The 21,138-nt window shown below is 61.1% G+C and carries 21 protein-coding genes and 1 pseudogene; 12 read left to right on the forward strand and 10 right to left on the reverse strand.

The window, feature by feature from the left end; translation table 11 throughout:
• Positions 1-9 precede the first annotated feature (9 nt).
• The 3 genes from AD662_RS06260 to gntR all read right to left on the reverse strand — a co-directional run bounded on the left by AD662_RS06260 (position 10) and on the right by gntR (position 2,476).
• On the reverse strand, positions 10-432 hold the full coding sequence (locus tag AD662_RS06260) for a GNAT family N-acetyltransferase (RefSeq protein WP_053186080.1): 423 nt from the start codon (positions 430-432) through the stop codon (positions 10-12).
• Between the two features lie 291 nt (positions 433-723).
• The gene (locus AD662_RS06265; protein ID WP_053186083.1) at positions 724-1,278 is read right to left on the reverse strand and encodes a hypothetical protein; all 555 of its coding nucleotides are present in this window, start codon (positions 1,276-1,278) and stop codon (positions 724-726) included.
• A gap of 166 nt (positions 1,279-1,444) precedes the next feature.
• Entirely contained in the window at positions 1,445-2,476 is a 1,032-nt protein-coding gene (gene gntR / locus AD662_RS06270; protein ID WP_018610981.1) for an HTH-type transcriptional regulator GntR, read from the reverse strand.
• A 216-nt stretch (positions 2,477-2,692) separates the two neighbouring features.
• Between gntR and AD662_RS06275 the strand changes: the two genes are divergently transcribed.
• The gene (locus AD662_RS06275; protein ID WP_018610979.1) at positions 2,693-3,226 is read left to right on the forward strand and encodes a gluconokinase; all 534 of its coding nucleotides are present in this window, start codon (positions 2,693-2,695) and stop codon (positions 3,224-3,226) included.
• Positions 3,227-3,318: 92 nt separating this feature from the next.
• Positions 3,319-4,671, forward strand: coding sequence for a GntP family permease (locus AD662_RS06280; protein ID WP_018610977.1), 1,353 nt, complete (start codon positions 3,319-3,321; stop codon positions 4,669-4,671).
• A 133-nt stretch (positions 4,672-4,804) separates the two neighbouring features.
• On the opposite strand, the gene alaC is transcribed toward AD662_RS06280, so the two are convergent.
• Complete coding sequence (gene alaC / locus AD662_RS06285) at positions 4,805-6,022, reverse strand: alanine transaminase (RefSeq protein ID WP_003198594.1); 1,218 nt, start codon at positions 6,020-6,022, stop codon at positions 4,805-4,807.
• A 208-nt stretch (positions 6,023-6,230) separates the two neighbouring features.
• On the opposite strand from alaC, the gene AD662_RS06290 reads away from it, so the two are divergent.
• Positions 6,231-6,893, forward strand: a complete 663-nt coding sequence (locus AD662_RS06290; protein WP_053178367.1) for a LysE family translocator — start codon at positions 6,231-6,233, stop codon at positions 6,891-6,893.
• A 79-nt stretch (positions 6,894-6,972) separates the two neighbouring features.
• Positions 6,973-7,470 carry a GyrI-like domain-containing protein gene (locus AD662_RS06295; protein ID WP_053178368.1) on the forward strand — a complete coding sequence of 166 codons (498 nt, stop codon included), beginning with the start codon at positions 6,973-6,975 and terminating at the stop codon, positions 7,468-7,470.
• Between the two features lie 103 nt (positions 7,471-7,573).
• Here AD662_RS06295 and AD662_RS06300 read toward each other — a convergent pair whose 3' ends face one another.
• Positions 7,574-8,059, reverse strand: coding sequence for a GNAT family N-acetyltransferase (locus AD662_RS06300; RefSeq protein WP_053186086.1), 486 nt, complete (start codon positions 8,057-8,059; stop codon positions 7,574-7,576).
• 141 nt (positions 8,060-8,200) lie between these two features.
• Here AD662_RS06300 and AD662_RS06305 point away from each other — a divergent pair, with 141 nt between their 5' ends.
• The 4 genes and pseudogenes from AD662_RS06305 to AD662_RS06320 all read left to right on the forward strand — a co-directional run bounded on the left by AD662_RS06305 (position 8,201) and on the right by AD662_RS06320 (position 10,444).
• Complete coding sequence (locus AD662_RS06305) at positions 8,201-8,635, forward strand: YybH family protein (protein WP_018610965.1); 435 nt, start codon at positions 8,201-8,203, stop codon at positions 8,633-8,635.
• A gap of 67 nt (positions 8,636-8,702) precedes the next feature.
• Positions 8,703-9,047: a YciI family protein gene (locus AD662_RS06310; protein WP_018610963.1), complete on the forward strand. Its 345-nt coding sequence runs from the start codon at positions 8,703-8,705 to the stop codon at positions 9,045-9,047.
• Positions 9,048-9,074: 27 nt separating this feature from the next.
• A pseudogene (locus AD662_RS06315) lies at positions 9,075-9,203 on the forward strand (polyketide cyclase); the annotation flags it as partial.
• A gap of 5 nt (positions 9,204-9,208) precedes the next feature.
• Entirely contained in the window at positions 9,209-10,444 is a 1,236-nt protein-coding gene (locus tag AD662_RS06320; RefSeq protein ID WP_053186089.1) for an RNA polymerase sigma factor, read from the forward strand.
• A 164-nt stretch (positions 10,445-10,608) separates the two neighbouring features.
• Here AD662_RS06320 and AD662_RS06325 read toward each other — a convergent pair whose 3' ends face one another.
• The 4 genes from AD662_RS06325 to AD662_RS06340 form a co-directional block, all read right to left on the reverse strand.
• On the reverse strand, positions 10,609-11,952 hold the full coding sequence (locus AD662_RS06325; RefSeq protein ID WP_053186092.1) for an imelysin family protein: 1,344 nt from the start codon (positions 11,950-11,952) through the stop codon (positions 10,609-10,611).
• A gap of 270 nt (positions 11,953-12,222) precedes the next feature.
• Positions 12,223-14,274 (reverse strand): putative bifunctional diguanylate cyclase/phosphodiesterase, encoded by a 2,052-nt coding sequence (locus tag AD662_RS06330; protein WP_018610956.1) that lies wholly within the window; start codon positions 14,272-14,274, stop codon positions 12,223-12,225.
• 294 nt (positions 14,275-14,568) lie between these two features.
• A complete protein-coding gene (locus AD662_RS06335; RefSeq protein WP_053186095.1) occupies positions 14,569-15,165 on the reverse strand; it encodes a superoxide dismutase in 597 nt (198 codons plus the stop codon).
• A gap of 175 nt (positions 15,166-15,340) precedes the next feature.
• The gene (locus tag AD662_RS06340; protein ID WP_018610952.1) at positions 15,341-15,943 is read right to left on the reverse strand and encodes a LysE/ArgO family amino acid transporter; all 603 of its coding nucleotides are present in this window, start codon (positions 15,941-15,943) and stop codon (positions 15,341-15,343) included.
• Positions 15,944-16,040: 97 nt separating this feature from the next.
• Between AD662_RS06340 and AD662_RS06345 the strand changes: the two genes are divergently transcribed.
• The 4 genes from AD662_RS06345 to AD662_RS06360 all read left to right on the forward strand — a co-directional run bounded on the left by AD662_RS06345 (position 16,041) and on the right by AD662_RS06360 (position 20,031).
• Positions 16,041-16,940: a LysR family transcriptional regulator ArgP gene (locus tag AD662_RS06345; RefSeq protein WP_018610950.1), complete on the forward strand. Its 900-nt coding sequence runs from the start codon at positions 16,041-16,043 to the stop codon at positions 16,938-16,940.
• Positions 16,941-17,025: 85 nt separating this feature from the next.
• Entirely contained in the window at positions 17,026-18,018 is a 993-nt protein-coding gene (locus AD662_RS06350; protein WP_018610948.1) for an NAD-dependent epimerase/dehydratase family protein, read from the forward strand.
• A 107-nt stretch (positions 18,019-18,125) separates the two neighbouring features.
• A complete protein-coding gene (locus tag AD662_RS06355) occupies positions 18,126-19,001 on the forward strand; it encodes a hypothetical protein (RefSeq protein WP_053186098.1) in 876 nt (291 codons plus the stop codon).
• 187 nt (positions 19,002-19,188) lie between these two features.
• Positions 19,189-20,031: a cache domain-containing protein gene (locus tag AD662_RS06360; protein WP_053186101.1), complete on the forward strand. Its 843-nt coding sequence runs from the start codon at positions 19,189-19,191 to the stop codon at positions 20,029-20,031.
• A 793-nt stretch (positions 20,032-20,824) separates the two neighbouring features.
• Here the strand turns inward: AD662_RS06360 and AD662_RS29190 are convergent.
• Positions 20,825-20,965, reverse strand: coding sequence for a hypothetical protein (locus AD662_RS29190; RefSeq protein ID WP_156331344.1), 141 nt, complete (start codon positions 20,963-20,965; stop codon positions 20,825-20,827).
• Positions 20,966-21,138 lie beyond the last annotated feature (173 nt).

A 21,138-nucleotide genomic window follows, 5' to 3' on the forward strand; every position in this document is an offset into this window, starting at 1 on the left:
TCTTGAGTTTCAGAAGCGTATTTTTGGCTCAAACCCCATCGCAATCATCGGCTTGCTACGCGCATACCGGCTCAGGCGTTCGGCCATCGCATAGGGCAGTTCGGGGTCGAAGCTGAAACCACGCCGCTCATAAAAACCACGCAAGTCCGGGTGGCAGAACAGCCACACCGGCTCATTCACGCCGTTCACCGCTTCGGCGATCAACCGTGCGGCGATGCCTTGTACGCGGTACGCCGGGTCGACGAACAACCCTGTCAACCAATGCCCGCCCGACACCGGCCGCAGGCACAGGGCGGCGACGATCTCATCGCGCCGCGCCACCCAAAGCTGCGCGTCACGCACGGCTTTCATCGAGGATTGGTGGGCGCGATAAAACTTGTTCATCAGCGGCCAAAGCGATGCTTCGAGCGCTGCGTAATGGATTTCGGACATGGCAGGGTCGTGGGCGATAAGGGGAGGGCGATTATAAAAGAACGCAGGTGCGGCGATAGGTGTATACCTGACTTCACATCCCGTATGAGTGGAGTACGTATCATGGCCAAAGGCATGGATTCAAAAAAAGCGGCAAAGAAAAAACCGGCGAAGACTGCCGATGAAAAGCGCGCCGACAAAAAAACCAAGAAGGTGAACCTGTTCGGTCATTGAGCCGATACTGCCTCGGTTGGCCTCAGGTTTGAGCTGGGGCGCTAACCCCAGCTCAAACGTTGCGCGATGTGCCGAGGCTTAAAGCGAGGCGAGAAACATGTCCGTGGCCGAGGCTTTGTCGTCGGTGCGGCTCTGCTGGGCCTTTTCCACTTGGGCGATCGCCGACTTGTCCTGCATGCGCTGGGCAATCTCCTGGCTGACCGCCATCTGCTTCTCGGGCGGCATCGCTTCGAACTCTTCCTCAGTAATGCCCATCTCTTCGAGAATGCTGTCGCGCAGGCGCTCTTCGGGCGTCTTGCTCATGTAGTCCTTGAATTCTGCCGTCGCAGAACCACCCAGTGTCGTGGTTTCTTCGGACGCTGGTGAAGCCACGGCCTGCAAGTGCACACGGGTCTTGGCGAACGCCTCGTCCACCTTGTCGCTGATGGCGGTGGCGGCGTTGACCTGTTGCGTGGCTTGTTGGGTGAAGGAATCCTGGACCTGGGTACTGCCCTGGCTGGCCTGGGCCTGGACGTTATCGCGCAGGGCCTGCAACGCGGCGCTTTGCAGGCCGCTGGCGGCTTCGGCGGTGGGATCCTCGCCCGGGCGTTTGAGCGGCAAGACCATCGCTTGCTGTTTTGCACTGACCAACATGATGAACACCTGTGGGTAATGGCTGAGCGATGGGCAGGAGCAATTCCCATGCCGTCGCCGCAAGGCCTCTATTCCAAGGCTTGTGGGCAGGAACGCGGCGAGCGGGGCGGCCAACCCTTGCCGGCGGACGGCATGGATCGACCGCACTGGTGTGTGGCGGGCCGACTCAGGTGCTTTCGCGGACCTTGAGCTCAAAGCCCATGTCCACCACCGGCTGCGCGATGCGGTTGCCGGCCATCAAGGTCAGCATTTGCTCGGCGGCGCGACGGCCGATGGCTTCCCTTGGCGTGCTGATGCTGCTCAGGCGCGGCACCATGTGGGCCGAGGCGGGCAGGTCGTTGAAGCCCAGCACCGAAACCCGCTCGGGAATCTTGATGCCGCAGCGAAGGGCCTCGAACAAGGCACCGTGGGCCAGGTCGTCGTTGCCGAAGAAGATCGCATCGACGTCCGGGTGGCTGTCCAGCAACTGCAGGAACAATTCGCCGCCCAGGCCTACCGATGATGGGCGTGGGGTCAGCAGTTCCAGGTCCGGGTCATACAGGCCGGCTTTCTGCAGGGCGCGTCGAAAGCCTTCGCCACGCAGCAGGGTGCGTTGGTCCAGTTGCGCGCCGATATAGGCCAGGCGCTTGCGGCCCTTGGAAATCAAGTGCTCGGCCGCCGTTTCGCCAGCCTTGAGCTGGGAAAAGCCGACGCAGTTGAGCCCGGCGCCGGGGTCCAGTTCCATCATGTACACGCACGGAATGTTGCTGGCCTCGATCATGCGCCGGGCGCTTTCGGTGCGGTCGAAACCGGTCAGCAGCAAACCGCGCGGCTGATAGGCCATGTAGTTGCGCAGCAGGTCTTCTTCTTCGTCCCGGGAGTAGTGGTAGTTGCCGATCACCACTTCGAAGCCCTTGGGTCGCAGCACCCGATGAATGGCTTCCAGGGTGTCGATGAACAACAGGTTGGACAACGACGGCACCAGCACCACCACCGAATGGCTCTGGGCCGAAGCCAGGGCGCGGGCGGCGGGATTGACGACGTAGTTGAGCTCCACGGCGGCCTGGCGGACTTTTTCCACCAGTTCCGAGGCAACGGTGCTGACGCCGCGCAGGGCACGGGAGGCGGTGATGGGGCTGACACCGGCCAGGCGTGCGACTTCATTGAGCGTGGGGCGACCAGTGGTGCGAGTATTCTTATCGTTTTTAGGGACGGTCATCAGGGCGGCTTGCCAAACAAAAATCAAGGTACTAAGGTAGCGCTGTCTCGACGCCGCTGCAAATGCGTGAATGGGGTTTGCCTGATCCCCCGTCCGTTGGTGTCGTGAACGAACATGCTGCAACCACAAAAATGACAAGAAGGCGTCGGCAACTTCTGCTTTTGCTGCGGTGTCATCACTGGCAAAGGTAGCGCTGTCTGCGCGCTGAGGTGTTACATGAACAATCCCATCACCGCCCTGGTCATCATGGGCGTTGCCGGTTGCGGCAAGACATGCGTCAGCCAGGCCCTGTGCCAATTGAGCGGCGCCACCGCCATCGAAGGCGACACCTTCCACCCCGCGGCCAACATCCAGAAGATGAGCGCCGGTATTCCCTTGAACGACGACGACCGTGCCGGCTGGCTCGACAGCCTGTGCGACGAGTTGCGCCGTGTCGACGCCACGGGCGAGCGCCCGGTGCTGACCTGCTCGGCCCTCAAGCACAGTTATCGCGAGCGTCTGCGCAGTGCCTTGCCCGGCCTGGGCTTCGTATTCCTTGAATTGACCCCCGAAGTGGCCGCCGACCGCGTTTCCCATCGTCCCGGTCATTTCATGCCGTCGACCTTGATCGACAGCCAGTTTGCCACCCTTCAATCCCCTGTTGGCGAGCCCCTGACCCTGACTCTGGACGCGTCCAGCCACAGCGTTGAGGAGTTGGCGCATCAGGCTTATGTCTGGTGGTTGGACCATGGTTTGAAGCTTGCCGGCTGAGTTTCAAAAAATTTGCGTCAGAAAGATAGCGCTGTCCCGACGACTCATAAATAACTGCTTCAATAACAACAACAAATCAGGAGACACCTCCCATGTTCGGCATGTCCCACGAGACGTTCCTGCTGCTTGATGCAGTGGTCACGGTGATCGGACTCATCATCCTCATCACCAAGTTCAAATTCCACCCGTTCATTGCCCTGACCATCGCCGCCGCGTTCCTCGGCCTGACGTCGGGCATGCCGACCGGCACCATCATCAAGGCGTTCCAGGACGGCTTCGGTGGCGTGCTGGGCTTTGTCGGCATCATCCTGGCGCTGGGCACGATGCTCGGCAAAATGATGGCCGAGTCGGGCGGGGCCGATCAGATCGCCCAGACCCTGATCCGCGCCTTCGGCAAGGACAAGGTGCAGTGGGCCATGATGTTCGCCGCGTTCCTGGTGGGCATCCCGCTGTTCTTCGAAATCGGCTTCGTGTTGCTGATCCCGCTGGTGTTCATCGTTGCGCGCCGTACCGGCGTGTCGATCATCAAGATCGGTATCCCGCTGCTGGCCGGCCTTTCCGCCGTCCACGGCCTGGTGCCGCCGCACCCGGGGCCGCTGCTGGCGATCGGCATATTTGGCGCTGACATCGGCAAGACCATTCTCTACGGCCTGATCGTGGCGCTGCCAACGGCCATCATTGCCGGACCGATCTTCGGTACGTTCATTGCCAAGCACATCCCCGGCCATCCGAACCAGGAGCTGGTGGATCAACTGGCCCGCGAGACGAACTCCGCCGAGCTGCCAAGCTTCAGCATCACCCTGATCACCGTACTGTCGCCGGTGTTCCTGATGCTGCTCAAGACCTTTGCTGACGTAGCGCTGCCGGACGGCAACCTCTTCCGCGTCTGGATGGACATGATCGGTCACCCGATCTCGGCCTTGCTGCTGGCGTTGCTGCTGTCGCTGTACACCTTCGGCTACAAGCAGGGCATTGGCTCCAGCCAGATGCTCAAATGGCTGGACGCAAGCCTGGCCCCGACTGCCGCGATCATTCTGATCATCGGTGCCGGTGGCGGCTTCAAGCAGATGCTGGTGACCAGCGGCGTGGGCGATGTGATCGGCCACATGGCGGTCAGCGCGCAAATCTCGCCGATCCTGCTGGCCTGGCTGGTGGCGGCAGTGATTCGGATTGCGACGGGTTCGGCGACGGTGGCAACCATTACCGGTGCCGGGATCGTGGTGCCGGTGGTGGGGATGATGCCGGGTGTGAACCGTGAGCTGCTGGTGTTGGCGACCGGTGCCGGTTCGTTGATCCTGTCCCACGTCAACGACGCGGGCTTCTGGCTGGTCAAGCAGTACTTCAACATGACCGTGGCCGAAACCTTCAAGACCTGGACCGCGATGGAAACCATCCTGTCCGTGGTGGGGTTGATCTTTATCCTGCTGTTGTCGCTGGTGATCTGAACCTGAAGCAATATTCAACTGTGGGAGCGAGCCTGCTCGCGAAGGCGATATAACATTCAGCATCTCTGTTGACTGTTACACCGCCATCGCGAGCAGGCTCGCTCCCACATTGGTCTTTCACATTAGTTTGGTGTCAGGCGCCAGGTTTGTTTATCAACCCATCCGCCCGAAACATCCCACGGATCCCGCGCACAGCCTGGCGAATCCGGTCCTGGTTTTCGATCAGCGCGAAGCGCACGTGATCATCCCCATATTCCCCGAACCCCACCCCCGGCGAGACGCAGACCTTGGCTTCGGCCAACAGCTTCTTGGCAAACTCCAGTGAGCCCAGGTGGGCATAGGCCTCGGGAATCTTGGCCCAGACGTACATCGACGCCTTGGGGTTTTCCACCATCCAGCCCAGTTCATGCAGGCCCTTGACCAATACGTTGCGGCGCTGGCGGTACTGCTCGGCGATGTCGCGCACGCATTGCTGGTCGCCTTCAAGGGCGGCGATGGCGGCCACTTGCAGCGGGGTGAAGGTGCCGTAGTCGTGGTAGCTCTTGATCCGCGCCAGGGCGTTGACCAGTTCCGGGTTGCCCACCATGAAACCGATGCGCCAGCCGGCCATGTTGTAGCTCTTGGACAGGGTGAAGAACTCCACCGCGATGTCTTTCGCACCGGGCACCTGCATGATCGACGGGGCTTTCCAGCCGTCATAGACGATGTCGGCGTAGGCCAGGTCGTGGATCACCAGCACGTCGTACTGCTTGGCCAGGGCGATGACCCGTTCGAAGAAATCCAGCTCCACGCACTGGGCGGTGGGGTTGGAGGGAAAGCCCAGGATCATCATCTTCGGCTTGGGAATCGAGCCGCGGATGGCCCGCTCCAGTTCAGCGAAGAAATCCACGCCCGGCACCAGCGGTACCGAACGCACCTGGGCACCGGCGATCACTGCGCCGTAGATGTGGATCGGATAGCTGGGGTTGGGCACCAGCACCGTGTCGCCCTGGTCCAGGGTTGCCAGCATCAGGTGGGCCAGGCCTTCCTTGGAACCGATGGTGACAATGGCTTCGGTTTCCGGGTCGATGTCCACCTCGTAGCGGTCCTTGTACCAGCGCGAAATGGCGCGGCGCAGGCGCGGGATGCCTTTGGAGGTGGAATAGCCGTGGGTGTCTTCCCGCTGGGCGACGGTGACCAGCTTTTCCACGATGTGCGGGGGCGTGGCGCCGTCGGGGTTACCCATGCTCAAGTCGATGATGTCTTCGCCGCGCCGACGCGCAGCCATCTTCAGCTCGGCAGTGATATTGAATACGTAAGGGGGGAGTCGATCGATGCGCGCAAAGCGGCGCGGCGAACCTTGTTCGGCCATTGTTGCCTCGAGGTACGTGAGCGCCCGGAACCGTCCGAGCGACGTTGGCCACTGCGGTGGCCTGCGGCGAAAGATAATCGGGCGGATGTCGGATTGTCCAGTAGCCGCGCGCAACTATTTTCGACGACACTGTCGACCTTGCCACGCAGCCATCAACGCCGGCTGCGGGCAGTTGAATTCGCTGTAGCCCAATCGAACGGAATGAATGATGGAATTTTCCAGCGGTTTCCTGCTGAGTCTCTCCCTGTGCCTGGACATTGGCGTGGCCAATATCGCGATGATCACCCTGGCGATGCAGCGCGGTTACTTCCAGGGTTTCGCCCTGGGCCTGGGCACCTGCGTAGGCGATCTGGTCTATGCCGTCCTGGCCCTGGCCGGCATGACCGTGCTGCTGCAATACGAGGCGGTGCGTTGGGTGCTGTGGCTCGGTGGTTCGGTGCTGTTGCTGTATTTCGCAGCGAAGATGATCCACTCGGCGATCTATCACAGCGCCGTGCTCGCCGAGGCCGGGGAGGTGCAGGGCAACTCCTCGCGCCAGGAGTTCTTTCGCGGGATTTTCCTGGCCATGTCATCGCCCAGTGCCATCCTCTGGTTTGCAGCGGTGGGCGGCACACTGATCGCGCGTTCGGGTGGTGGCACCTTGCTCAGCTCGGCGCTGTTCCTCAGTGGTTTTCTCTGCGCCGGGTTGTTGTGGTGCGCGGCCCTGTGCCTGGCGGCAACCCAGGGCGGTAAATTGTTGGGGGATAAACTGCTGCGTTACTCCTATTGGGCATCCGCCGCGATCTTCTGCTATTTCGCGGTGTATGTGATCGTTTCTGGCTACAACGAGTTTGTCGGAAAAGCCGTCACCAGCGCCTTCCCCGGAATCTGACCAGCGAAACGGCCCTGGCAATCACCGTTTGGCTTCTATACTGCCAAGCCCGACTTCACGTTTGCTGGAGTGTTGCCGAATGGAAAAGCACAAACGCGATTACACAGCCGAACCACGCTTTGAACAGGGACGTTTTCAGCTTATCGCCGGCTTTGGTGCTCGGTTTACCCAGGACACTGCCCAGGACATCCCTTTGCTCTGGGAAAAGTTCCTGCCCTGGCTCGGCAAGGTGCCAGGGGAGAAAGATGAAGTGACCTACGGCGTGTGTTGCAACCCGGACGGGAAGGGTGGGTTCGAATACATCGCTGGCGTGGAAATCAGCCGGCTCGACGATCTGCCGGAGCAATACCGCTGGATCGAAATCCAGCCTGGGTATTACGCCGTCTTCGAACACAAGGGGCCGTTGAAACAACTACCGGACACGTTCCAATACATCTGGAACGAGTGGCTGCCACATTCCGGTCATACAGCCGCCGAGCTGCCGGAGTTCGAGCGCTACAGCGAGGATTTCAACCCCAGGACCGGCGAAGGCACCCTGGAGATCTGGATCCCGCTCAAAAGTCCAGGCGCCGTGTAGGAGCTGCCGAAGGCTGCGATCTTTTGATCTTGGCTCTAAGACTTGATTGGCTGTGGAAAGATCGCAGCCTCGCTTCGCTCGACAGCTCCTACGGGGGCAGGTGTCAGAACGCCAACCCCATTCGCCGCTCGTAACCGATGCGGCCCTTGTAGGCTTCGCCACTGTCGACCCAGCCCAGCCGGGTGTACAGGCCGATGGCCGAGTCGTTATCGGCGTCAACCGACAGTTCCAGCCCGCGGATTTCCGGCCAGGCGGCTCGCGCCACGGCGGGTAGCGCCTGCAGGCAGGCCTTGCCATAACCTTTGCCCTGGGCCCGGTGATCGACTTGCAGGGCATGCAGGGTGGCGCTGTGTTCATTGGCCCAGGCGGGCAGCACCGGAGGGCGCTTGAGCAGCAGGAAGGCCACCGGCACCTCTTCAGCCAATAGCGCAAACCCTTTGACCCCGGGGCCGGGCTTGGACAGCAGCGTGTGCAGGGCACCGTGGATATCGCCAGCGAACTTGATCTGTTCGGGGTGGATTTCGATCGCGGTGATCTGTTCGCGTTGCAGCGGGGTCAGGTCTTCGTAGGGTACGAGCTGAGCGGTCACAAGAACGTCCGTTGTTTGTCGGCAGAATAGGACCTGGATTCTAGCGAATTTTTTTCTTTGAATTATTTTTGTTGGGTTGTCGATTCGCTGTTTCTCCAAACGACAAAGGGTGTCTTCAACAAAAAACTGCGGAGAATCACCATGAATACCCAAGCCACTGAAACTGAAATCCAGGCCCTGATCGACACCTATCGCCAAGCGGTCATGGCCAAGGACGTTGAAAAGGTCATGGCACTCTATGACGAAGACATCGTCTCGTTCGATGCCATCCAGGCCTTGCAATTCAAGGGCAAGGTCGCTTACCGGGCCCATTGGCAAGCCTGCATGGAAATGTGCCCCGGTCCGCACAAGTTCGACTTCCATCAGGTCAAGATTACCCCGGCCGACAACATCGCTTTTGCCCACTGGCTGGCCTATTGCGGCGGCACCAACGAAAAAGGCGAGGAACAGGCTTGCTGGATGCGCGTGACGGCCTGCTACCAGCGTGTAGCCGGGCAATGGCGGATCGTCCACGAACATTGGTCCGCACCGTTCGACCCAATGGCCGGTACGGCGCTGTTCGACCTGCAGCCCTGATCGTCGGTTTTTTCGCCGAGCATCATTCTGCCGTCCATAGTTGATCAGTCCGATCACGGAGCCTCCCATGAAGTACCTATGCCTGGTGTATAGCAACGAACACACGCTGCACAACTCGCCCGACAGCCCGGAGGACGCCGAGTGCATGGCCTATGCCGAATCGATCCAGGGCAGTGGGCGCATGCTGGCCGCCGAGGCCCTGGAGTCGGTACAGACCGCCACCACGGTACGCATGCGCGGCGGCAAGCTGTCGATCACCGACGGCCCGTTCGCCGAAACCAAGGAGCAACTGGCGGGCTTCTACCTGATCGATGCCAAGGACCTCAACGAAGCCCTCCAGGTCGCCGGCAATATCCCGGCGGCCCGGGTCGGCTGCGTCGAAGTGCGACCGGTACGCCAACTGAACCCCTGAACAACAAATACAAACAGGACTTCACTCATGAACCTTGCAACTGCCCCTTACGCGTTATCCATCAGCCGAGTGATCGATCCCCCGTGCCAGAAGATTTTCCGCGCCTGGACCGAGCCGGCCTTGCCGGTCCAAGGGTGGGGCCCCCAAGGCATGTCCGACTGATGTCGGTCGAAACGGTCAAGGCGCGGGTCGAGCAGGTATATCGGCAAGACTCGCGGCGGATCCTGGCGACACTGATTCGTCTGTTGGGGGACTTCGACCTCGCCGAAGAAGCCATGCACGAGGCCTTTTTCATTGCGGTCGAGCGCTGGCAGCGCGACGGTGTGCCGGACAACCCGCGGGCCTGGCTGGTGTCTGCCGGGCGTTTCAAAGCCATCGACAGTTTGCGCCGGCGTGCGCGTTTCGCCGCGTCCCGGCCGATGTTGATCGCCCAGCTCGAAGCGCTGGAGCAGGGCCAGTGGAGTGACGAAGACGTGGAAGACGATCGCCTGCGGCTGATTTTCACCTGTTGCCACCCGGCCCTGGCGGCGGACGCCCAGGTGCCCCTGACGCTGCGGGAAGTCTGCGACCTGACCACCGAGCAAATCGCCCGGGCTTTCCTCGCCGCCCCGGCGGCCATTGCCCAGCGTATCGTGCGGGCCAAGGCGAAAATCCGCGATGCCAGGATCCCCTACCAAGTGCCGTCTCGCGCGGAACTGCCGGAACGGCTGGACAGCGTGCTGCGGGTGATCTACCTGGTGTTCAACGAGGGTTATTCGGCCACGATGGGCGCCGAGCTGACCCGCGAAGACCTGACGCGCGAAGCCATCCGCCTCGGGCGCCTGCTGATGGAGTTGCTGCCCGAGGCTGAGGTCATGGGGTTGCTGGCGTTGATGCTGCTGCACGAATCCCGGCGCCCGGCGCGAACGTCATCGACCGGTGAACTGATCCTGCTGGATGAACAGGCGCGATCCTTGTGGGATGCCGAGCTGATCGCCGAGGGCTGCACGTTGGTGGAAGCCGCGCTGAAAACCCGGCGGTTCGGGCCGTACTGCCTGCAAGCGGCGATTGCGGCGGTGCATGCCGAAGCACCGACGGCGCAGGAGACCGACTGGCCGCAGATCGTCGGGCTTTATGATGTGCTGTTGCGGGCCGTGCCGTCACCGGTGATCGAACTCAACCGCGCCGCCGCCCTGGCCAAGCGCGACGGACCGGAAGTCGGCTTGCGCCTGGTCGAGGCGATCCTGGGGCGTGGGGAATTACTCGATTATCACCTGGCCTACTCGGCACAGGCGGAGTTCTGTCGTCAACTGGGGCGATTGGACGAGGCGAGGGCGGCGTATCGACGCGCGCTTGAGTTGACGCAGCAATTGCCTGAACGGCGGTTTATCGAAGGGCGGCTGGCGGGGTTGCAGTGATGACCACAAGCGACGAAATTCCTGTGGGAGCGGGCTTGCTCGCGAAAGCGTCGGCACAGTCAACATTGCTGTTGCTTGACCCACCGCTATCGCGAGCAAGCTCGCTCCCACAGGTTTTGTGGCTTGGCTGGCTGCGTTAATCCGCTTCAGCCCGCCGGCGTTGATCAGAATTCGTGATCAGCGCTGTCCGGGTTCAGGTCGCTGATGCCCAGTTTGCCCGCAGCCTGTTCGATCGAACCGGTCTGCTTGACCAGTGCGGCGATGGCGTCGCGCACGATCTGGTTACCCGCGGTGTTGCCGGCGGCGATCAGTTGGTCGTAGTGCTCACCCTTGTTGGCGTGATCGACCATGACCTGGATCTTGGCCTCGGTGTCGGCCAGGTCGGCCTTGAGCGCGGTGTCCGCGGCCGGATCGGCCTTGGCGACCAGGGACGACAGGCTCGCACCGGTCATCTTGGTGCCGTCTACACGGGTGTATTCGCCCAGGTACACGTTACGCACGCCCTTGGCATCGTAGAAGTGCGAGTTATGAGTGTTGTCGCTGAAGCAATCCTGCTCGTCTTCTGGCGAGTTGGCTTCCAGGGACACCTTCATGCGCTCGCCCGCCAGTTCACCCAGGGACAGGCTGCCCATGCCGAACAGCATCTTGCGCAGGCCGCTTTCGCCTGGCTCGGCTTCCAGGGTGGCGCGGTAGTTGTCGGTCACGTTCGGCTTCCAGTTGCCGACCATCTCTTCCAGGTCTTTGACCAGCAATTGGGTCACGGACTTGAGGTAGGCACGACGACGGTCGTTGTGGCCACCGGTGGCGCCGGCACCTTGCAGATAGTCGGACGCCGGGCGGTTGCCGGCACCCGGGCCGGTGCCGTTGAGGTCCTGGCCCCACAGCAGGAATTCGATGGCGTGGTAGCCGGTGGCGACGTTGGCCTCGGAACCGCCCAGCTCGTTCAGGCCGGCGAGTTTTTCCGCAGTGATGTCTTTGACGTCGACCTTGTCTTCGCCGACCTGGACTTCGGTGTTGGCGATGATGTTGGCGGTGGCGCCCGGGTTACCCAAGGCGTGCTCGTAGGATTTGTCGACGTAGTCGATCAGGCCTTCGTCCAGCGGCCAGGCGTTCACTTGGCCTTCCCAGTCGTCGATGATGGTGTTGCCGAAGCGGAACACTTCGCTTTGCAGGTAAGGCACGCGTGCGGCGACCCAGGCAGCCTTGGCGGCTTTCAGGGTCTCGGCGTTCGGCTTGGCCAGGAACGCGTCGACGGCGGTTTGCAGGGTTTTCGCCGTGGATTCGGCATCGCTGTAGACGGTATAAACGATGTCGGCGTAGTGCGCGACAACGGCCTTGGCGGCAGCTTCGTCGACTTTGCCGGCAGCAGCAGGGGCGACCGGTGCCGCGGTGCTGGCGGCAGGCGTTGGCGCTTGCGGCGCGGCGGCCTTGTCTTTGCCTTCGCCGCAACCGGCGAGGGAAATAGCGATGGCCAGCAGACTGGCGGTAGCCAGGGGCATACGAATCATGGCGAACATCCTGCTTCGGTGATGGATGGGACAGGCGCGAGGGTGCGCAAAAACTGCGACATAATGCGAAAGATTTGCATTATGTGTAAAGGGTTGCAGGTGTAAATATTTCTTATTTAATGATGGGAGATTGCCGCCTTCGATAGCGACTGTAGGAGCTGCCGAGCGAAGCGAGGTTGCGATCTTTCCCCAAACACTTGAGTCTCAAGCGAAAGATCAAAAGATCGCAGGCTTCGCCAGCTCCTACAAAGGCTTGGCGCTCGGGGGGAGTTAGATGATGGAAACCTTGCTGCGTTCGGCCTGCTTCAGGTAAAGGCCCAATTCCCGTGCCGGCAGCGGTTTGCTGTAGTAATACCCCTGACCTTCGTGGCAGCCCTCGGCGATGATGTAGGCTTCCTGCTCGACCGTCTCGACGCCCTCGGCAATGACCTGCATGCCCAGGCTCTTGCCCAACTGGATGATGGCCCGGACGATGGTTGCGTCGTCCTCGTCGTCGAGCAGGTCCTGGACGAAGCTCTTGTCGATCTTGATCTTGTCCAGCGGCAGGCTCTTGAGGTAGCTCAGGGACGAATAGCCGGTCCCGAAGTCATCGATGGCAATCAGCGCCCCGGAGCGGCGCAGGCTCAACAAATGCTGGGCTGCGGTGGTGATGTCTTCCATCAGGCCGGTCTCGGTGACTTCCAGCTCCAGGCTGCGCGGCGGCAGCCGGTACATTTGCAGGAGATTGTTCACCACCCGAGGCAGTTCGGCGTGGTGCAGTTGCACCGTGGAGAGGTTGACTGCCATGCGCAGGTCGAGGAAGCCCTGGTCGTGCCATTCGCGCAGTTGCTTGCAAGCCTGGTCCAGCACCCACTCACCGATGGCGATAATGGTGCCGTTCTGCTCGGCCAGGGGAATGAACAGGTCCGGCGGCACCAGGCCGTGCTCGGGGTGGTGCCAGCGGATCAGGGCTTCAGTGCCCACTACTCGTAGGTCGCGGTAGCTGATCTGCGGTTGGTACACCAGGGTGAACTGCTCGCGGGCCAGGGCCTCGCGCAAGTCTTTCTCCAGTTCGCGCCGGCGACGCATCTCGCTGTCGACGCTGGCAATGTAGAACTGGTAGCGATTGCGCGAGCGGCTCTTGGCCAGGGTCATGGTCTGCTCGGCTTTCTGCAACAGCTTTTCGGTACTGTCGCCATCCTCGGGGAAAAGGGTGATGCCGATGGTGGCCCGCAGGCGGATTTGCTGATCGTCGATGGCGAACGGCGCTTCCAGGTCATCAAGAATACTCTGGGCCAGTTCGGCGGCCTCGTAAGGCTGTTCGATGTCGGCCTGGACCAGGGCGAACTGATCGCCCCCCAGCCGCGCCAGTGCGCCGAGCCGGCCGCTGTGGGCCCGCAGCCGGTCGGCCAGGGCCAGCAGCAGCTGGTCGCCGGTCTGATAGCTGAACTGTTCGTTGATGCCCTTGAAATCATCCAGCCCCACACACAGCACCGCCACCCGGCGTTGCAGGCGCCCGGCGTCCACCAGGATCTTGTCCAGTTGCTGTTGCAGCTGCTGGCGGTTGGGCAGGCCGGTGAGGAAGTCGTACTGGGCCATGCGCAGCAGGCTGTTTTCCGCTTCGTGGCGCAGGTGCGTGTTGCGCTCGATGGATTCGAGCAGTTGATTGGCCGTATTGATCCACAGGCCCAGCTCGTTTTGTTCGTGGCCGCGCAACTGCGGGATCTTGTGTGCGCTGGGGCGGTCAGGGTTGATTTCGGTCAGGTGCTGGATGATCCGCGACAACGGCCTGGTCAGCAGCCAGTGATAGACCAGGTACAGCACCAGGCCCATGGCCAGGGCCCGCAGCATCCCGGAGATGAAGATGATCACCGAGCTGACGATGAAGCCCTCGCCGTAGGTGGCGGTGTCGAGGGTAATGCTCAGGTCACCGTAATATTCGCTGTAGGGCCCGCGTCCCACCAGTTGCGTGGTGAACGTGCGTTCCTTGCCCAGGATCAGGTCGGTCAGCCAGCGGCTTTCGGAGTGCTGCAAGGGCCGGGTTTTTTCGGCGAGCATGGTTTCGCGGGGATGGCCGATGGAAGCCATGCGTACGGCTTCGTCCTGGAACAGGCCCTCGATCACTTGCATGCCCATCTCCCGGTCCAGGCTGTAGACGGCCTGGGTCGAAGGATCGCGGAACATGTCGAGGATCCGTTGGGCGTCACTGGCGACGGCCTGGTTGGTTTTGTAGGCATCGAACACGATCTGGGCGCAGCTCAAGACCATGCCAACGATCAATGCCGAGAGGAGCACGACCCGGAGCAACTTCACAGACAAGCTGTTCTTGAGTTCCAGCTTCAAAGAGTGGTTCCTTGTTCCGTGCGGGTAGCGTCAAGTTGCCATGAGTATTGGCAATCCTGTGATGTCAGTCAAAGGGACAATCAAACACAAGGGTTTTCGCTTGAAACCTGACCGATGTACGTTTTTTCCAGAGTGATTGCTCTACGACCATTGTGTCGGTTGGAAGGCGCCGCAACTTGAGGCCTCCAGGGATTTTTTCTTGGGTTCCAGACGCGAGGTATTTTGTTTGCACTCAATTTTGCCGCGCAAAAAAAACCCGGCACGGCGCCGGGTTTCCTTTGTCTGGCATCGAGCTTAGGCAGTGAAGACTTTGCCTTCGAACTGCTCGGCGACGAATTTCCAGTTGACCAGGTTCCAGAACGCTTCGACGTATTTCGGACGAACGTTGCGGTAGTCAATGTAGTAGGCGTGTTCCCAGACGTCGCAGGTCAGCAGCGGGGTGTCGCCGCTGGTCAGCGGGTTGCCGGCGCCGATGGTGCTGGCCAGGGCCAGGGAACCGTCAGCCTTTTTCACCAGCCAGCCCCAGCCGGAACCGAAGGTGCCGATGGACGTCTTGCTGAATTCTTCCTTGAACTTGTCGAACGAACCGAAGGCCGCATTGATGGCTTCAGCCAGCGCGCCGGTTGGTTGACCGCCGGCGTTTGGCGCCAGGCAGTTCCAGTAGAAGGTGTGGTTCCAGATCTGAGCGGCGTTGTTGAAGATACCGCCCGAGGAAGTCTTGACGATTTCTTCCAGGGTCTTGCCTTCGAACTCGGTGCCAGGCACCAGGTTGTTCAGGTTCACGACATAGGTGTTGTGGTGCTTGTCGTGGTGGTATTCCAGAGTCTCTTTGGAGATGTGCGGCTGCAGTGCATCGTGTGCATAGGGCAGAGGCGGCAATTCGAAAGCCATGGTGATTCTCCTAATCAGGTCAGTTGCGGTGAGCGCAAGGCCGATCACGGGCGGCCAGACTAGCGCCGGGGAGTTTGTACTCTTTGCGGCGCAGGAGTCGGATCATAGCACCGGGGGTGCGGCATAACCACGCAACAACTGTGTGGAATAGAGGTTCCAGAGCGGTTTGGAATAATCAGCCGTTGACGATCAATTGCACCGCCACGGTCAACATCATCACTGCCACCAACAGGTCCAGGATCCGCCAGGTGCTTGGACGGGCCAACCAGGGGGCCAGCCATGCCGCGCCGATGGCCAGGGTGAGGAACCACAGCAGCGAGGCACTGGCCGCGCCCACGACATAGGCACCGGGTACGCTCTGCTGGGCACCGAGGGAACCGATCAGCAGCACGGTGTCGAGGTAGACGTGGGGGTTGAGCAGTGTCACCGCCAGGGCGCTGAGCAGCACCGCCCGCAGCGAGCGCACGGCCTGGTGCTCACCTTGTTGCAGGCTTTGCTTCGAACAAGCCCGACGCAACGCCTGGCTGCCGTACCAGAGCAGGAAAACCGCGCCACCCCAGCGGGCAATTGCCAGCAACATCGGGCTCTGGGCCAGCAGCGTTGCCAGTCCGAACACGCCAGCGGCCACCAGCAGTGCATCGCAGGTGATACACAACGCGGCTACCGGCAAGTGATGCTCGCGACGCAGGCTCTGGGCCAGCACAAACGCGTTCTGCGCGCCGATGGCCATGATCAGCCCGAGGGCCACCAGCAGTCCGTTCACATAACTTTGCCACATGATTTTTACTCCCCATCGATACCTGAATGCTGGCCATTCTCCGGTGGCAAGCTGTATAAGAAAAACCAATCCTGCTGATTGCTCATTAGGAAAACTGATGTTCGATTACAAATTGCTCTCTGCCCTGGCTGCCGTGGTCGAGCAGGCCGGTTTCGAGCGCGCGGCCCAGGTGTTGGGTTTGTCGCAATCGGCCATTTCCCAACGGATCAAACTGCTGGAAGCCCGCGTTGGCCAGCCGGTGCTGGTGCGTGCCACGCCGCCGGCACCCACGGAAATCGGCCGCCGGCTGCTCAATCACGTGCAGCAGGTGCGTCTGCTTGAGCGCGACCTGCAAAGCCTGGTGCCGGCGCTGGATGAAGAGGGCCTGCCGGAGCGTTTGCGCATCGCCCTGAACGCCGACAGCCTGGCAACCTGGTGGGCGGCGGCCGTGGGCGATTTCTGCGCCGAGCAGCATCTGTTGCTCGACTTGGTGGTGGAGGACCAGACCGTTGGCCTCAAGCGCATGCGCGCCGGTGAAGTGGCGGCATGTGTCTGCGCCAGCGAACGCCCGGTGGCTGGCGCCCGCAGCGTGTTGCTGGGGGCGATGCGTTACCGGGCGCTGGCCAGCCCGGGGTTCATCGCCCGGCATTTCCCCGACGGCGTGCGGGCCGATCAACTGGCCCGTACGCCGGCATTGGTGTTTGGCCCGGATGATTTCCTGCAGCACCGCTACCTCGCGTCCGTGGGCGTGGAGGGCGGTTTCGAGCACCATCTGTGCCCCTCGTCTGAAGGTTTCATTCGTCTTGCTGAAGTCGGGCTCGGCTGGGGGCTCGTGCCGGAGCTGCAGGCGCGCGAACAGCTGGAGCGCGGCGTGCTGGTGGAATTGCTGGCAGATAAACCGATCGATGTGCCGCTGTACTGGCATCATTGGCGCAATGGCGGGCAGTTGCTTGGCTTGTTGACCGAACAGTTGATCCGCGCCTCCCGGCAGTGGCTGGTGCCTTGGGAGGCGCCGTAGACGTCAAGCTGCAGGTAAAAGCGGCGCACAGATAAATTTGCAGGTTGTAGCGCGAGGCTCGTAACCGCATTTCTTAGGAGCATTCATGAAAATTCTGGTCACCGGCGCGAGCGGCTTCATCGGCGGGCGCTTTGCGCGTTTCGCCCTGGAGCAAGGCCTGGATGTACGGGTCAACGGTCGCCGGGCCGAGAGCGTGGAACACCTGGTGCGTCGCGGTGCACAGTTTGTCCAAGGGGATCTGAGCGACCCGCTGCTGGCCCGGGATTTGTGCCTGGATGTCGAAGCCGTGGTGCACTGCGCCGGCTCCGTGGGGCTTTGGGGTCGCTACCAGGATTTCCACCAGGGCAATGTCCAGGTCACGGAAAATGTTGTCGAGGCCTGCCTCAAGCAGAAGGTGCGCCGCCTGGTTCATCTGTCCTCGCCGTCCATCTACTTCGACGGTCGTGACCACCTTGGGTTGACCGAAGAACAAGTCCCCAAGCGTTTCAAGCACCCTTACGCGGCCACCAAGTACCTGGCCGAGCAGAAAGTCTTCGGCGCCCAGGAGTTCGGCCTCGAAGTGCTGGCCCTGCGCCCGCGTTTCGTGACCGGTGCCGGTGACATGAGCATTTTTCCGCGGCTGTTGAAAATGCAGCGCAAAGGGCGCCTGGCGATTGTCGGCAACGGGCTGAACAAAGTGGATTTCACCAGCGTGCAAAACCTCAACGAAGCGCTGCTCAGCAGCCTGCTGGCGACCGATTCAGCGTTGGGCAAGGCCTATAACATCAGCAATGGGGCACCGGTTCCGCTGTGGGATGTGGTCAATTATGTGATGCGCCAGATGGAAGTCCCGCAGGTCCGGCGTTATCGTTCCTACGGCTTGGCTTATAGTGTCGCGGCCCTGAATGAAGGTTTCTGCAAATTGTGGCCGGGCCGCCCCGAACCAACGCTGTCGCGCCTGGGCATGCAGGTCATGAACAAGAATTTCACCTTGGACATCAGCCGGGCCCGGCATTATCTCGATTACGACCCGCAGGTCAGCCTGTGGACCGCCCTTGATGAATTTTGTGCCTGGTGGAAGGTCCAAACTGCCCGCTGATCGGCCCGTCATGAACCGAGTGCCATGTTTGGGGTCAATCGGTGCGGCGGGCGAGGGGGTTATACTTGCCGTATCAAGCCATCACCGGTTTCCCAAAGGTTGAACCAATGCCCATGCGTAACGATGCCAACGACGACTTCGACGATGTACCGAGCCTGCGGATGCGGGCCGACATTCCCGATGACGATGACTTTCTACCCAACCGCCAGCCCCCTGCGCAAGCCCGCTCTGCGCCCGCTGCCGCGGCGGCCAAGGTCAAGGGCCCCAGCACCGGGCCGCTGTGGGCATTGGTCGGTGCGTTGTTGTGTGCGTTCGGTTTCCTGGCATGGTGGAGCTTCCAGCAGATTTCCCTGATGGAGCAGCAACTGGTGGCCACCCAGGAGAGCTTCGCGCGGATCAGTGAAGATGCGGCGGGACGCCTGCAGGAGTTTTCCGGCAAGGTCGTCGCTGGTCAGTCGAATGTGATGAGCGACAGTGAGGCCTTGAAACTGCAAATCAAGCAGTTGGAAAACAAGTTGCAGGATCAGGGCAAACGATTCGACAGCAAACTGCTGGAGCAGTACAAGCAACAGCAAGCGACCTTCGGCCCGTCCGCCGACCTGGACAAGGAACTGGCCCAGCTCATTGCCCAGGCCACTGAACAGCAGAACACCAACACCCAGTTGCAAGCGTCCAACAAGGAGCTCCAAGCCCAGGTCAAGACGCTGGTGGCTGAAGTGACCGCCCTGAAAAACCAGGGTGAGGGTGGTGCCCTGGATGCCCAGCTCAAGAGCATCGGTGCTGACATCACCGCCCTGAAAAGAGCCACCTCCAACTCGGCCATCGACCGCCTGGAGCAAGACGTGATCGTGCTCAAGAGCCAGCAGGATAACGGCAACACTGCCGAGTTCGACGCCTTCCGCGGCCAGGTCACTCGCAACATCAACACCTTGCAAGCGCAGATCCAGAACTTGCAGCAGCAACTGCGCGCTGGGGCTCAATAAGCCTGAGGTGGCCCTGATGTTCGGCCCGCGCCTATCCCTGTAGGAGCTGCCGAAGGCTGCGATCTTTTGATCTTTCGCTCAAGACTTAATTGTCTGGGAAAAGATCGCAGCCTCGTTGCACTCGTCAGCTCCTACTTCCCCACGCCGTCTACGCTCTTGAAACACCAACAAGAACGAGGGCGCGCATATGGTTTTTTTTCACAGGATGGCCTGGCTGGGCGCAATGCTTGTGCTGGGGCTGGCACCGGTTCAGGCAGCGACACCGGATGACGGCCAGGCGGCCCGGGCGCTGCTGGAGAAAGCCTTGGCTTACTACCACGACAATGGCGACAAAGCCTTTGCTGCCTTCAGTCGCCAAGGGGAATTCGTCGACAAGGATCGCTACGTATTCGTGGTGGATACCCAGGGTGTGATGCTCGCCAGCGGCGGGCCTTCCTCAGCGCTGATCGGGCGAGACGTGTCCGAAGTGCTGGGCCCGGACCTGCGCAAAGCCTTCAAGGACGCCTTGAAGACTCCCGAGGCCAGTGGCATCCAGCAAGCCGAGTACCGTTGGCAGAACTGGGCGGACGGCAAGGTCGAGCGCAAGCATGTGTATTTCCAGCGCGTCGGCGAGCGGATCCTGGCCGTCGGCTACTACCTGCCCCGGGCTTCCGCCGAGCAGGCCAGGGCGCTGCTGGACAAGGCCTCAAGTGATCTGCTGAAAAACGAGAAAACCACGCTGACGGCGGTCAACTCCCTCAAGGGCGGGTATCTGCAGGATGACCTGTATGTCTTTGTCGTTGACCTCGATACCCGGCGGTATGTTGGTCACGGCACCAATCTGCGCTTGATCAATACCGATTTCGCCAAGGTCAAGGACCCCGATGGCAAGCCGGTGGGGGAGCCGATCCTGGCCATGATCGGCAAGCAGGATGTGGGGGAGTATGAGTATCGCTGGAAGAACCCGGTGACCGGGAAGGTCGAGGACAAGCATGCGTACCTGAGGAAGGTTGGGCATTTTCTGGTGGCGGTGGGGTATTACAGTCCTTGAGGGGTTAGGGCTGGGTTTTGGGTGTATATCCGTTTCTTTGGTAACGGCTACTTAGGGTTCCGCTCTTACAGCGGCTCACTTTTGAGAAGCCCGGGAGCCGGCCCAGTCAAAAGTAAGCAAAACGCTTTTGCCCCACCACTCGGTGCCTCGCCTAGGCTCGGCATGCCTGAACGAAGGCATTGCTCCGTGGGCCGCCGCGAAGGGCCATCCATGGCCCAGCGCGGCTATCCCGGCATCCATGCCGGGATGCCCACTGCGCAATACCTTCGTTCAGCCAGCGTGGTTAACGGGGCGCCCCAGATCAAAAACAAAACCGAGGCGGCCTAATAGCCGACCTGGTTCTCCCGGTCTTACAACCGTCAGATCTGTGGGAGCAAAGCTTGCTCGCGAAGGCGGCGATACAGTCGATGAAGATGCTGGATGTACCGGCCTCTTCGCGAGCAAGCCCGCTCCCACAGTGGTTCTGTGTTGAATATAAATTTTTTGTCCGCTGAAGACTGAATGTGGAAGATCTGTGGGAGCAAAGCTTGCTCGCGAAGGCGGCGATACAGTCGATGAAGATGCTGGATGTACCGGCCTCTTCGCGAGCAGGCTCGCTCCCACAGTGGTTCTGTGTTGAATATAAATTTTGTGTCCGCTGAAGACTGAATGTGGGAGCGAGCTTGCTCGCGATGGCGGTGGTTCAGTCACATGGATGTTGAGCTGACTGGCCCCATCGCGAGCAAGCTTTGCTCCCACAGATCCTGCTCAAACAGATCTGATGGGTGTACGACCGGGAGAGCCAGGTCGGCTACTAGGCCGCCTCGCGGTGGACGTTGATCTCGGGCGCCCCGTTAACCACGATGGCCGAACGCAGGCATTGTGGAGTGGGCAACCCGGCATGGATGCCGGGATAGCCGCGCTGGGCCATGGATGGCCCTTCGCGGCGGCCCACGGAGCAATGCCGGAGTGAGGGCACACCGAGCCTAAGCGAGGTGCCGAGTGGTGGGGCAAAAGCGTTTTGCTTACTTTTGCGCTTCTCAAAAGTGAGCCGCTGTAAGAGCGGAACCGCCAGCCGCCGTTACCGCAGCAACGGATATACACCCGATAAAACCACCACAGCGGGGA

Source organism: Pseudomonas kilonensis (genome assembly GCF_001269885.1).
In the GTDB taxonomy this organism is placed as follows: Bacteria; Pseudomonadota; Gammaproteobacteria; order Pseudomonadales; family Pseudomonadaceae; genus Aquipseudomonas; species Aquipseudomonas kilonensis.

What these genes read in the sequence shown, in the direction of transcription:
- AD662_RS06340 (WP_018610952.1), bottom strand. Translation starts at nt 15,943, where the DNA reads ATGTGGCAAAGTTATGTGAACGGACTGCTGGTGGCCCTCGGGCTGATC.
- gntR (WP_018610981.1), bottom strand. Translation starts at nt 2,476, where the DNA reads ATGACCGTCCCTAAAAACGATAAGAATACTCGCACCACTGGTCGCCCC.
- AD662_RS06335 (WP_053186095.1), bottom strand. Translation starts at nt 15,165, where the DNA reads ATGGCTTTCGAATTGCCGCCTCTGCCCTATGCACACGATGCACTGCAG.
- alaC (WP_003198594.1), bottom strand. Translation starts at nt 6,022, where the DNA reads ATGGCCGAACAAGGTTCGCCGCGCCGCTTTGCGCGCATCGATCGACTC.
- AD662_RS06320 (WP_053186089.1), top strand. Translation starts at nt 9,209, where the DNA reads ATGTCGGTCGAAACGGTCAAGGCGCGGGTCGAGCAGGTATATCGGCAA.
- AD662_RS06360 (WP_053186101.1), top strand. Translation starts at nt 19,189, where the DNA reads ATGGTTTTTTTTCACAGGATGGCCTGGCTGGGCGCAATGCTTGTGCTG.
- AD662_RS06325 (WP_053186092.1), bottom strand. Translation starts at nt 11,952, where the DNA reads ATGATTCGTATGCCCCTGGCTACCGCCAGTCTGCTGGCCATCGCTATT.
- AD662_RS06265 (WP_053186083.1), bottom strand. Translation starts at nt 1,278, where the DNA reads ATGTTGGTCAGTGCAAAACAGCAAGCGATGGTCTTGCCGCTCAAACGC.
- AD662_RS06260 (WP_053186080.1), bottom strand. Translation starts at nt 432, where the DNA reads ATGTCCGAAATCCATTACGCAGCGCTCGAAGCATCGCTTTGGCCGCTG.
- AD662_RS06345 (WP_018610950.1), top strand. Translation starts at nt 16,041, where the DNA reads ATGTTCGATTACAAATTGCTCTCTGCCCTGGCTGCCGTGGTCGAGCAG.
- AD662_RS06350 (WP_018610948.1), top strand. Translation starts at nt 17,026, where the DNA reads ATGAAAATTCTGGTCACCGGCGCGAGCGGCTTCATCGGCGGGCGCTTT.
- AD662_RS06290 (WP_053178367.1), top strand. Translation starts at nt 6,231, where the DNA reads ATGGAATTTTCCAGCGGTTTCCTGCTGAGTCTCTCCCTGTGCCTGGAC.
- AD662_RS06275 (WP_018610979.1), top strand. Translation starts at nt 2,693, where the DNA reads ATGAACAATCCCATCACCGCCCTGGTCATCATGGGCGTTGCCGGTTGC.
- AD662_RS06280 (WP_018610977.1), top strand. Translation starts at nt 3,319, where the DNA reads ATGTTCGGCATGTCCCACGAGACGTTCCTGCTGCTTGATGCAGTGGTC.
- AD662_RS06305 (WP_018610965.1), top strand. Translation starts at nt 8,201, where the DNA reads ATGAATACCCAAGCCACTGAAACTGAAATCCAGGCCCTGATCGACACC.
- AD662_RS06295 (WP_053178368.1), top strand. Translation starts at nt 6,973, where the DNA reads ATGGAAAAGCACAAACGCGATTACACAGCCGAACCACGCTTTGAACAG.
- AD662_RS06355 (WP_053186098.1), top strand. Translation starts at nt 18,126, where the DNA reads ATGCCCATGCGTAACGATGCCAACGACGACTTCGACGATGTACCGAGC.
- AD662_RS06310 (WP_018610963.1), top strand. Translation starts at nt 8,703, where the DNA reads ATGAAGTACCTATGCCTGGTGTATAGCAACGAACACACGCTGCACAAC.